The organism is Escherichia sp. MOD1-EC5189 (assembly GCF_002966045.1).
Taxonomy (GTDB): domain Bacteria; phylum Pseudomonadota; class Gammaproteobacteria; order Enterobacterales; family Enterobacteriaceae; genus Escherichia; species Escherichia coli_F.
On record NZ_PTRX01000031.1, the window covers coordinates 40,275 to 51,698 of the forward strand.

10 protein-coding genes are annotated in these 11,424 nt (G+C 55.4%); all 10 read left to right on the plus strand.

The genetic code is table 11. The features are described 5' to 3' along the window. Positions 1-3: 3 nt before the first annotated feature. On the plus strand, positions 4-666 hold the full coding sequence (gene nuoB / locus ATB02_RS21195) for an NADH-quinone oxidoreductase subunit NuoB (protein ID WP_000386733.1): 663 nt from the start codon (positions 4-6) through the stop codon (positions 664-666). Positions 667-759: 93 nt separating this feature from the next. Then, the gene (gene nuoC, locus ATB02_RS21200; protein WP_000247878.1) at positions 760-2,562 is read left to right on the plus strand and encodes an NADH-quinone oxidoreductase subunit C/D; all 1,803 of its coding nucleotides are present in this window, start codon (positions 760-762) and stop codon (positions 2,560-2,562) included. Positions 2,563-2,564: 2 nt separating this feature from the next. Next, a complete protein-coding gene (nuoE, locus tag ATB02_RS21205; RefSeq protein WP_000545042.1) occupies positions 2,565-3,065 on the plus strand; it encodes an NADH-quinone oxidoreductase subunit NuoE in 501 nt (166 codons plus the stop codon). Then, positions 3,062-4,399 carry an NADH-quinone oxidoreductase subunit NuoF gene (gene nuoF / locus ATB02_RS21210; protein WP_000789502.1) on the plus strand — a complete coding sequence of 446 codons (1,338 nt, stop codon included), beginning with the start codon at positions 3,062-3,064 and terminating at the stop codon, positions 4,397-4,399. The genes nuoE and nuoF overlap by 4 nt, the downstream gene beginning before the upstream one ends. A 52-nt stretch (positions 4,400-4,451) precedes the next feature. Beyond that, a complete protein-coding gene (gene nuoG, locus ATB02_RS21215) occupies positions 4,452-7,178 on the plus strand; it encodes an NADH-quinone oxidoreductase subunit NuoG (RefSeq protein WP_105272185.1) in 2,727 nt (908 codons plus the stop codon). Then, entirely contained in the window at positions 7,175-8,152 is a 978-nt protein-coding gene (nuoH, locus tag ATB02_RS21220; RefSeq protein WP_000118507.1) for an NADH-quinone oxidoreductase subunit NuoH, read from the plus strand. Before nuoG ends, nuoH begins: the two co-directional genes overlap by 4 nt. Positions 8,153-8,166: 14 nt before the next feature. Beyond that, a complete protein-coding gene (gene nuoI / locus ATB02_RS21225; RefSeq protein ID WP_000172749.1) occupies positions 8,167-8,709 on the plus strand; it encodes an NADH-quinone oxidoreductase subunit NuoI in 543 nt (180 codons plus the stop codon). 11 nt (positions 8,710-8,720) lie between these two features. After that, entirely contained in the window at positions 8,721-9,275 is a 555-nt protein-coding gene (gene nuoJ, locus ATB02_RS21230) for an NADH-quinone oxidoreductase subunit J (RefSeq protein ID WP_000393511.1), read from the plus strand. After that, complete coding sequence (gene nuoK, locus ATB02_RS21235; RefSeq protein WP_000612644.1) at positions 9,272-9,574, plus strand: NADH-quinone oxidoreductase subunit NuoK; 303 nt, start codon at positions 9,272-9,274, stop codon at positions 9,572-9,574. The genes nuoJ and nuoK overlap by 4 nt, the downstream gene beginning before the upstream one ends. Then, entirely contained in the window at positions 9,571-11,412 is a 1,842-nt protein-coding gene (nuoL, locus tag ATB02_RS21240) for an NADH-quinone oxidoreductase subunit L (RefSeq protein ID WP_105272186.1), read from the plus strand. The genes nuoK and nuoL overlap by 4 nt, the downstream gene beginning before the upstream one ends. Positions 11,413-11,424: the final 12 nt, after the last annotated feature.

The following is an 11,424-nucleotide window of genomic DNA, read 5'->3' on the forward strand; positions in this document are numbered from 1 at the left end:
AAGATGGATTATACGCTCACCCGCATAGATCCCAACGGTGAGAACGACCGTTACCCCCTGCAAAAGCAGGAGATCGTAACCGACCCTCTGGAGCAAGAAGTTAACAAAAACGTGTTTATGGGCAAGCTCAATGACATGGTTAACTGGGGTCGTAAAAACTCAATTTGGCCGTATAACTTCGGTCTTTCCTGCTGTTACGTTGAGATGGTGACTTCGTTTACCGCGGTGCATGACGTGGCACGTTTTGGCGCAGAAGTATTGCGTGCTTCGCCGCGTCAGGCTGACCTGATGGTGGTTGCAGGAACCTGCTTTACCAAAATGGCACCGGTTATTCAGCGTCTGTATGACCAGATGCTGGAACCAAAATGGGTTATCTCAATGGGTGCCTGTGCCAACTCTGGCGGTATGTACGATATTTATTCCGTTGTGCAGGGCGTCGATAAATTCATTCCGGTTGATGTGTATATCCCGGGCTGCCCGCCACGTCCTGAAGCGTACATGCAGGCACTGATGCTGTTGCAGGAATCTATCGGTAAAGAACGTCGTCCGCTCTCCTGGGTGGTTGGCGATCAGGGCGTTTATCGCGCCAATATGCAATCAGAGCGCGAACGCAAGCGCGGTGAACGCATTGCCGTAACCAACCTGCGTACACCTGACGAGATTTAATTTGCGCCTGTCGGCAAAGGGATTTTTCTTCGCTTATTCCTAAATCTATTTCGCGAAGCTTACTGCGCCGACAGTCACCACGGACCATTTGCAATGGTGAACAATATGACCGACTTAACCGCGCAAGAACCCGCCTGGCAGACCCGCGATCATCTTGATGATCCGGTGATTGGCGAACTGCGCAACCGTTTTGGGCCGGATGCCTTTACTGTTCAGGCGACTCGCACCGGGGTTCCCGTTGTGTGGATCAAGCGTGAACAATTACTGGAAGTGGGTGATTTCTTAAAGAAACTGCCGAAACCTTACGTCATGCTGTTTGACTTACACGGCATGGACGAACGTCTGCGCACACACCGCGAAGGGTTACCTGCCGCGGATTTTTCCGTTTTCTACCATCTGATTTCTATTGATCGTAACCGCGACATCATGCTGAAGGTGGCGCTGGCAGAAAACGACCTGCACGTACCGACCTTCACCAAGCTGTTCCCGAACGCTAACTGGTATGAGCGTGAAACCTGGGATCTGTTTGGCATTACTTTCGACGGTCACCCCAATTTGCGCCGCATCATGATGCCGCAAACCTGGAAAGGTCACCCGCTGCGTAAAGATTACCCGGCGCGCGCTACCGAATTCTCGCCGTTTGAGCTGACCAAAGCCAAACAGGATCTGGAGATGGAAGCCCTGACCTTCAAACCGGAAGAGTGGGGGATGAAGCGCGGCACCGAAAATGAAGACTTCATGTTCCTCAACCTCGGTCCGAACCACCCGTCGGCGCACGGTGCTTTCCGTATCGTTTTGCAACTCGATGGCGAAGAGATTGTCGACTGCGTACCAGACATCGGTTACCACCATCGTGGTGCGGAGAAAATGGGCGAGCGCCAGTCATGGCACAGCTACATTCCGTATACCGACCGTATCGAATATCTCGGTGGCTGTGTTAACGAGATGCCGTATGTACTGGCGGTAGAGAAACTGGCCGGGATCACCGTACCAGATCGCGTTAACGTGATCCGCGTAATGCTCTCCGAACTGTTCCGCATTAACAGCCATCTGCTGTACATCTCGACCTTTATTCAGGACGTCGGTGCGATGACGCCAGTGTTCTTCGCTTTTACCGATCGTCAGAAAATCTACGATCTGGTGGAAGCGATCACGGGTTTTCGTATGCACCCGGCGTGGTTCCGTATTGGCGGCGTAGCGCACGACCTGCCGCGTGGCTGGGATCGCCTGCTGCGTGAGTTCCTCGACTGGATGCCGAAACGTCTGGCGTCTTATGAGAAAGCGGCGCTGCAAAACACCATTTTGAAAGGCCGTTCCCAGGGCGTAGCCGCCTACGGCGCGAAAGAGGCGCTGGAGTGGGGCACCACTGGTGCTGGTTTGCGCGCTACCGGGATCGACTTCGATGTGCGTAAGGCGCGTCCTTATTCTGGCTATGAAAACTTCGACTTTGAAATCCCGGTTGGTGGTGGTGTTTCTGACTGCTACACCCGCGTAATGCTGAAAGTGGAAGAACTGCGTCAGAGTCTGCGCATTCTTGAGCAGTGCCTCAACAACATGCCGGAAGGCCCGTTCAAAGCGGATCACCCGCTGACCACGCCGCCGCCGAAAGAGCGCACGCTGCAACATATCGAAACCCTGATCACCCACTTCCTGCAAGTGTCGTGGGGGCCGGTGATGCCTGCCAATGAATCTTTCCAGATGATTGAGGCGACCAAAGGGATCAACAGTTACTACCTGACCAGCGACGGCAGCACCATGAGTTATCGCACCCGTATCCGTACGCCGAGTTATGCGCATTTGCAGCAAATTCCGGCGGCGATCCGCGGCAGCCTGGTGTCTGACCTGATTGTTTATCTGGGCAGTATCGATTTTGTTATGTCAGATGTGGACCGCTAATTATGCACGAGAATCAACAACCACAAACCGAGGCTTTTGAGCTGAGTGCGGCTGAGCGTGAAGCGATTGAGCACGAGATGCACCACTACGAAGACCCGCGTGCGGCGTCCATTGAAGCGCTGAAAATCGTTCAGAAACAGCGTGGATGGGTGCCAGACGGCGCGATCCACGCGATCGCTGACGTTCTGGGTATTCCCGCAAGTGATGTCGAAGGCGTGGCTACTTTCTACAGCCAGATCTTCCGCCAGCCGGTTGGTCGCCATGTGATCCGTTATTGCGACAGCGTGGTCTGTCACATTAACGGTTACCAGGGCATTCAGGCGGCACTGGAGAAAAAACTGAACATCAAACCAGGGCAAACGACGTTTGACGGTCGCTTTACGCTGCTGCCAACTTGCTGCCTGGGGAACTGCGACAAAGGGCCAAACATGATGATCGATGAGGACACTCACGCGCATCTGACCCCGGAAGCGATTCCTGAACTGCTGGAGCGGTATAAATGAAAAACATTATCCGTACTCCCGAAACGCATCCGCTGACCTGGCGTCTGCGTGATGACAAACAGCCAGTGTGGCTGGACGAATATCGCAGCAAAAACGGTTACGAAGGAGCGCGTAAGGCGCTGACCGGGCTGTCTCCGGACGAGATCGTCAATCAGGTTAAAGACGCTGGCCTGAAAGGGCGCGGCGGTGCGGGCTTCTCGACTGGCCTGAAATGGAGCCTGATGCCGAAAGACGAATCCATGAACATCCGTTACCTGCTGTGTAACGCCGATGAAATGGAGCCGGGCACTTATAAAGACCGCCTGCTGATGGAGCAACTGCCGCACCTGCTGGTGGAAGGCATGCTCATCTCCGCATTTGCGCTGAAAGCTTATCGTGGCTACATCTTCTTGCGTGGCGAATATATCGAGGCGGCAGTGAATCTGCGCCGTGCCATTGCCGAAGCCACCGAAGCAGGGCTGCTTGGCAAAAACATTATGGGAACAGGTTTCGATTTCGAACTGTTCGTCCATACCGGGGCAGGGCGCTACATCTGCGGGGAAGAAACAGCGTTAATCAACTCCCTGGAAGGGCGTCGCGCTAACCCACGCTCGAAGCCCCCCTTCCCGGCAACCTCTGGCGTTTGGGGCAAACCGACCTGTGTCAACAACGTCGAAACCCTGTGTAACGTTCCGGCGATCCTCGCTAACGGCGTGGAGTGGTATCAGAACATCTCGAAAAGCAAAGATGCTGGCACCAAGCTGATGGGCTTCTCCGGTCGGGTGAAAAATCCGGGCCTGTGGGAACTGCCGTTCGGCACTACCGCACGCGAGATCCTCGAAGATTACGCCGGTGGTATGCGTGACGGCCTGAAATTCAAAGCCTGGCAGCCAGGTGGTGCGGGCACTGACTTCCTGACCGAAGCGCACCTTGACCTGCCGATGGAATTCGAAAGTATCGGTAAAGCGGGCAGCCGTCTGGGTACGGCGCTGGCGATGGCGGTTGACCATGAGATCAACATGGTGTCGCTGGTACGAAACCTGGAAGAATTTTTCGCCCGTGAGTCCTGCGGCTGGTGTACGCCGTGCCGCGACGGTTTGCCGTGGAGCGTGAAAATTCTGCGCGCGCTGGAGCGTGGCGAAGGTCAGCCGGGCGATATCGAAACACTTGAGCAACTGTGTCGATTCTTAGGTCCGGGTAAAACTTTCTGTGCCCACGCACCTGGTGCAGTGGAGCCGTTACAGAGCGCCATCAAATATTTCCGCGAAGAATTTGAGGCGGGAATCAAACAGCCGTTCAGCAATACCCATTTGATTAATGGGATTCAGCCGAACCTGCTGAAAGAGCGCTGGTAACCGAATTTCGATTAACGCTCAGTCTCTGACTGAGAAAACTGGAAGCATGCTAATGGCTACAATTCATGTAGACGGCAAAGAATACGAGGTTAACGGAGCGGACAACCTGCTGGAAGCTTGTCTGTCTCTGGGCCTTGATATTCCTTACTTTTGCTGGCATCCGGCGCTGGGAAGCGTCGGTGCTTGCCGCCAGTGTGCGGTGAAGCAATACCAAAACGCGGAAGACACGCGTGGTCGCCTGGTTATGTCCTGTATGACACCGGCTTCCGATGGCACCTTTATTTCCATTGATGACGAAGAAGCGAAACAGTTCCGTGAAAGCGTGGTCGAGTGGTTGATGACCAACCACCCGCACGATTGTCCGGTATGTGAAGAAGGCGGTAACTGCCATCTTCAGGATATGACCGTGATGACCGGACACAGCTTCCGTCGCTACCGTTTCACCAAACGTACCCACCGCAATCAGGATCTGGGGCCGTTCATCTCTCACGAAATGAACCGTTGCATCGCCTGCTACCGCTGCGTGCGTTACTACAAAGATTACGCTGACGGTACAGATCTGGGCGTTTACGGTGCACATGACAACGTCTACTTCGGTCGCCCGGGAGACGGCACCCTGGAAAGCGAATTCTCCGGTAACCTGGTCGAAATTTGCCCGACCGGCGTATTCACCGACAAAACGCACTCCGAGCGTTATAACCGTAAATGGGATATGCAGTTTGCGCCGAGCATCTGCCAGCAATGTTCCATCGGCTGTAACATCAGCCCCGGCGAGCGTTATGGCGAACTGCGTCGTATCGAAAACCGTTACAACGGTACGGTAAACCACTACTTCCTCTGCGACCGAGGTCGTTTCGGTTACGGCTACGTCAACCTGAAAGATCGTCCGCGTCAGCCAGTACAGCGTCGTGGCGATGATTTCATTACCCTCAACGCCGAACAGGCAATGCAGGGCGCGGCAGATATTCTGCGTCAGTCGAAGAAAGTCATCGGCATCGGTTCTCCGCGTGCCAGCGTGGAAAGCAACTTTGCGCTGCGTGAGCTGGTGGGCGAAGAAAACTTCTATACCGGTATCGCTCACGGTGAGCAGGAACGTCTGAAACTGGCGCTAAAAGTGCTGCGTGAAGGCGGCATTTATACTCCGGCTCTGCGCGAAATCGAATCTTATGATGCGGTACTGGTGCTGGGCGAAGACGTTACCCAGACCGGCGCACGCGTTGCGCTGGCAGTGCGTCAGGCGGTGAAAGGTAAAGCACGCGAAATGGCGGCAGCACAGAAAGTGGCTGACTGGCAGATTGCGGCAATCCTCAACATTGGCCAACGAGCGAAGCATCCGCTGTTTGTGACTAACGTTGATGACACCCGTCTGGATGATATCGCGGCGTGGACTTACCGCGCACCGGTTGAAGATCAGGCGCGTTTAGGTTTTGCCATTGCTCATGCGTTGGATAACTCCGCGCCAGCGGTTGAGGGTATCGAGCCTGAACTGCAAAGCAAAATCGACGTCATCGTGCAGGCACTGGCAGGTGCGAAGAAACCGTTAATTATCTCCGGGACGAACGCTGGTAGCGCTGAAGTGATTCAGGCTGCGGCTAACGTGGCGAAAGCCCTGAAAGGTCGCGGCGCTGACGTCGGTATCACCATGATTGCCCGTTCCGTCAACAGCATGGGGCTGGGCATTATGGGCGGTGGATCGCTTGAAGAAGCGTTGACCGAACTGGAAACCGGACGCGCCGACGCGGTGGTGGTGCTGGAGAACGATCTGCATCGTCACGCTTCCGCTACCCGCGTGAATGCTGCGCTGGCGAAAGCGCCGCTGGTGATGGTGGTTGACCATCAACGCACAGCGATTATGGAAAACGCCCATCTGGTGCTTTCCGCCGCCAGCTTTGCTGAAAGTGACGGTACGGTGATCAACAACGAAGGCCGTGCCCAACGTTTCTTCCAGGTTTACGATCCGGCCTATTACGACAGCAAAACTGTGATGCTGGAAAGCTGGCGCTGGCTGCACTCGCTGCACAGTACCCTGCTGAGCCGTGAAGTGGACTGGACGCAGCTCGACCATGTGATTGACGCCGTTGTGGCGAAAATCCCGGAACTGGCGGGAATCAAAGATGCTGCGCCGGACGCGACATTCCGTATTCGTGGGCAGAAACTGGCCCGTGAGCCGCACCGTTACAGTGGTCGTACCGCCATGCGCGCCAACATCAGCGTTCATGAGCCGCGTCAGCCTCAGGATATTGACACCATGTTCACCTTCTCAATGGAGGGTAACAACCAGCCGACCGCGCACCGTTCGCAAGTGCCGTTTGCCTGGGCGCCGGGCTGGAACTCCCCTCAGGCGTGGAACAAATTCCAGGACGAAGTGGGCGGCAAACTGCGTTTTGGCGATCCGGGCGTGCGTCTGTTTGAAACCAGCGAAAACGGTCTGGATTACTTCACCAGCGTACCGGCACGCTTCCAGCCGCAGGACGGGAAATGGCGTATCGCGCCGTACTACCACTTGTTTGGCAGCGATGAATTGTCACAGCGTGCTCCGGTCTTCCAGAGCCGTATGCCGCAGCCGTACATCAAACTCAACCCCGCGGATGCCGCGAAGTTGGGGGTGAACGCGGGTACACGCGTCTCCTTTAGTTACGATGGCAACACGGTCACGCTGCCGGTTGAAATCGCCGAAGGACTGACGGCAGGGCAGGTGGGCTTGCCGATGGGCATGTCCGGCATTGCTCCGGTGCTGGCTGGCGCGCATCTTGAGGATCTCAAGGAGGCACAACAATGAGTTGGATATCACCGGAACTGATTGAGATCCTGCTGACCATCCTCAAAGCGGTGGTGATCCTGCTGGTGGTTGTCACCTGCGGGGCATTCATGAGCTTTGGCGAACGTCGCCTGCTGGGTCTGTTCCAGAACCGTTACGGACCTAACCGTGTTGGCTGGGGCGGTTCGCTCCAGCTGGTCGCGGACATGATCAAAATGTTCTTTAAAGAAGACTGGATCCCGAAATTCTCGGATCGCGTCATCTTTACTCTGGCACCGATGATTGCCTTTACCTCGCTGCTGCTGGCCTTTGCGATTGTGCCAGTCAGTCCGGGTTGGGTGGTTGCCGACCTGAACATCGGGATTTTGTTCTTCCTGATGATGGCAGGTCTGGCGGTTTACGCGGTGCTGTTTGCGGGCTGGTCAAGTAACAACAAATACTCGCTGCTGGGTGCGATGCGTGCTTCTGCGCAGACCCTGAGCTACGAAGTGTTCCTCGGGCTTTCCCTGATGGGCGTGGTGGCGCAGGCCGGTTCATTCAACATGACCGACATCGTTAACAGCCAGGCGCACGTGTGGAACGTCATCCCGCAATTCTTTGGTTTTATTACCTTTGCCATCGCGGGCGTGGCGGTGTGTCACCGTCACCCGTTTGACCAGCCGGAAGCCGAGCAGGAACTGGCGGATGGTTACCACATTGAATATTCCGGCATGAAGTTCGGTCTGTTCTTCGTGGGCGAATACATCGGGATTGTGACCATCTCCGCATTGATGGTGACGCTGTTCTTTGGTGGCTGGCAAGGCCCGTTGTTACCGCCATTCATCTGGTTCGCGCTGAAAACCGCGTTCTTTATGATGATGTTCATTTTGATTCGTGCGTCGTTACCGCGTCCGCGTTATGACCAGGTAATGTCCTTCGGCTGGAAAATCTGCCTGCCGCTGACGCTGATCAACTTGCTGGTAACGGCGGCTGTCATTCTCTGGCAGGCGCAATAAGGGGCACTAAGACCATGACCTTAAAAGAATTGTTAGTAGGTTTCGGCACCCAGGTTCGTAGTATCTGGATGATCGGCCTGCACGCGTTCGCCAAACGCGAAACGCGAATGTACCCGGAAGAGCCGGTCTATCTGCCGCCCCGTTATCGTGGTCGCATCGTTCTGACCCGCGACCCGGATGGCGAAGAGCGTTGCGTAGCCTGTAACCTCTGCGCGGTAGCCTGCCCGGTCGGCTGTATCTCGCTGCAAAAAGCAGAAACCAAAGACGGTCGCTGGTATCCGGAATTTTTCCGCATCAACTTCTCACGCTGCATTTTCTGTGGTCTGTGCGAAGAAGCCTGTCCGACCACGGCGATTCAGTTAACCCCGGATTTCGAAATGGGGGAATACAAGCGCCAGGATCTGGTTTATGAGAAAGAGGATCTGCTGATCTCCGGTCCGGGCAAATACCCGGAATATAACTTCTACCGGATGGCAGGTATGGCAATCGACGGCAAAGATAAGGGCGAAGCAGAGAACGAAGCCAAGCCTATCGACGTCAAGAGCCTGTTACCGTAAGGAGAGGGGCAATGGAGTTCGCTTTTTATATCTGTGGCCTGATAGCCATACTTGCGACCTTGCGAGTGATCACCCATACCAATCCGGTACACGCATTGCTGTACCTGATTATTTCGCTGCTGGCGATTTCCGGGGTGTTCTTCTCACTGGGTGCTTACTTCGCCGGTGCGCTGGAAATTATCGTCTACGCGGGTGCCATTATGGTGCTGTTCGTGTTCGTGGTGATGATGCTCAACCTGGGCGGTTCGGAAATCGAACAGGAACGCCAGTGGCTGAAACCGCAGGTGTGGATTGGTCCGGCAATTTTGTCAGCCATCATGCTGGTGGTGATTGTTTACGCCATTCTCGGTGTTAACGATCAGGGTATCGACGGTACGCCAATCAGTGCTAAAGCAGTGGGTATTACGCTGTTCGGGCCTTACGTACTGGCGGTGGAACTGGCTTCTATGCTGCTGCTGGCTGGTCTGGTTGTGGCCTTCCACGTCGGTCGTGAAGAGCGTGCGGGTGAAGTGCTGAGCAATCGTAAAGACGACAGCGCGAAAAGAAAAACGGAGGAGCACGCATGATCCCCTTACAACATGGACTGATCCTCGCGGCAATCTTATTCGTTCTTGGCTTAACCGGTCTGGTTATCCGTCGCAATCTGCTGTTTATGCTGATTGGTCTGGAAATCATGATTAACGCCTCCGCGCTGGCCTTTGTGGTCGCCGGAAGCTACTGGGGCCAGACCGACGGTCAGGTGATGTACATTCTCGCCATCAGCCTCGCGGCGGCGGAAGCGAGTATCGGCCTTGCGCTGCTGCTGCAACTTCACCGTCGTCGCCAGAACCTGAACATCGATTCAGTAAGTGAGATGCGCGGATGAACATGCTTGCCTTAACCATTATTTTGCCATTGATTGGCTTCGTCTTGCTGGCGTTCTCCCGTGGGCGCTGGTCTGAAAATGTCTCGGCGATCGTGGGCGTAGGCTCTGTGGGCCTGGCGGCGCTGGTAACCGCCTTTATCGGCGTTGACTTCTTCGCTAACGGCGAGCAGGCATACAGCCAGCCGCTGTGGACATGGATGTCGGTAGGCGACTTTAACATCGGTTTCAATCTGGTGCTGGACGGCCTGTCGCTGACCATGCTCTCGGTGGTCACCGGTGTCGGTTTCCTTATTCACATGTACGCCTCCTGGTATATGCGTGGTGAAGAGGGCTACTCTCGCTTCTTCGCCTACACCAACCTGTTCATCGCCAGCATGGTGGTTCTGGTTCTTGCCGACAACCTGCTGCTGATGTACCTCGGCTGGGAAGGCGTGGGCCTGTGCTCCTATCTGTTGATCGGTTTCTATTACACCGATCCGAAGAATGGCGCAGCGGCAATGAAAGCGTTTGTCGTGACCCGTGTGGGTGACGTGTTCCTCGCTTTCGCGCTGTTCATTCTCTACAACGAACTGGGCACGCTGAACTTCCGTGAAATGGTGGAACTGGCACCAGCGCACTTTGCTGACGGCAATAACATGCTGATGTGGGCGACGCTGATGCTGCTGGGCGGTGCGGTTGGTAAATCTGCGCAGCTACCGTTGCAGACATGGCTTGCCGACGCGATGGCGGGCCCGACGCCTGTCTCCGCGCTGATCCACGCCGCAACGATGGTAACCGCAGGTGTCTACCTGATCGCCCGTACCCACGGCCTGTTCCTGATGACGCCAGAAGTTCTGCATCTGGTGGGTATTGTCGGGGCAGTTACGCTGCTGCTGGCCGGTTTTGCCGCGCTGGTACAGACCGACATCAAACGTGTTCTCGCTTACTCCACCATGAGCCAGATTGGCTACATGTTCCTTGCGCTTGGCGTACAGGCATGGGATGCGGCGATTTTCCACTTGATGACCCACGCGTTCTTTAAAGCGCTGCTGTTCCTGGCATCCGGTTCCGTCATTCTGGCCTGCCATCACGAACAGAACATCTTCAGGATGGGCGGTCTGCGTAAATCTATTCCGCTGGTTTATCTCTGCTTCCTGGTGGGTGGTGCAGCACTGTCGGCACTGCCGCTGGTTACTGCGGGCTTCTTCAGTAAGGATGAGATCCTTGCGGGTGCGATGGCGAATGGTCATATCAATCTGATGGTGGCAGGTCTGGTCGGTGCGTTTATGACCTCTCTCTACACCTTCCGTATGATTTTCATCGTCTTCCACGGGAAAGAACAAATTCATGCTCACGCCGTGAAAGGGATTACTCACAGCCTGCCGCTGATTGTGCTGCTGATCCTTTCCACCTTCGTTGGCGCACTGATTGTACCGCCGCTGCAGGGCGTGCTTCCGCAAACTACGGAACTGGCGCACGGCAGCATGTTGACCCTGGAAATTACCTCTGGCGTGGTCGCGGTGGTTGGTATTCTGCTGGCAGCCTGGCTGTGGCTGGGTAAACGTACTCTGGTGACCTCCATCGCCAACAGTGCGCCGGGCCGTCTGCTGGGCACCTGGTGGTACAACGCCTGGGGCTTTGACTGGCTGTACGACAAAGTGTTCGTCAAGCCGTTCCTCGGTATTGCCTGGTTGCTGAAACGCGATCCGCTGAACTCAATGATGAACATCCCGGCGGTTCTCTCGCGCTTTGCGGGTAAAGGTCTGCTGTTCAGTGAGAACGGCTACCTGCGCTGGTATGTAGCATCCATGAGCATCGGTGCGGTCGTAGTGCTGGCACTGTTGATGGTACTGCGTTGAGTTAAGGATTGT

Excerpts from the sequence above, each read along its gene's own strand:
- nuoH (WP_000118507.1), top strand. The coding sequence starts at position 7,175 with ATGAGTTGGATATCACCGGAACTGATTGAGATCCTGCTGACCATCCTC.
- nuoC (WP_000247878.1), top strand. The coding sequence starts at position 760 with ATGGTGAACAATATGACCGACTTAACCGCGCAAGAACCCGCCTGGCAG.
- nuoL (WP_105272186.1), top strand. The coding sequence starts at position 9,571 with ATGAACATGCTTGCCTTAACCATTATTTTGCCATTGATTGGCTTCGTC.
- nuoF (WP_000789502.1), top strand. The coding sequence starts at position 3,062 with ATGAAAAACATTATCCGTACTCCCGAAACGCATCCGCTGACCTGGCGT.
- nuoE (WP_000545042.1), top strand. The coding sequence starts at position 2,565 with ATGCACGAGAATCAACAACCACAAACCGAGGCTTTTGAGCTGAGTGCG.
- nuoK (WP_000612644.1), top strand. The coding sequence starts at position 9,272 with ATGATCCCCTTACAACATGGACTGATCCTCGCGGCAATCTTATTCGTT.
- nuoI (WP_000172749.1), top strand. The coding sequence starts at position 8,167 with ATGACCTTAAAAGAATTGTTAGTAGGTTTCGGCACCCAGGTTCGTAGT.
- nuoJ (WP_000393511.1), top strand. The coding sequence starts at position 8,721 with ATGGAGTTCGCTTTTTATATCTGTGGCCTGATAGCCATACTTGCGACC.
- nuoB (WP_000386733.1), top strand. The coding sequence starts at position 4 with ATGGATTATACGCTCACCCGCATAGATCCCAACGGTGAGAACGACCGT.
- nuoG (WP_105272185.1), top strand. The coding sequence starts at position 4,452 with ATGGCTACAATTCATGTAGACGGCAAAGAATACGAGGTTAACGGAGCG.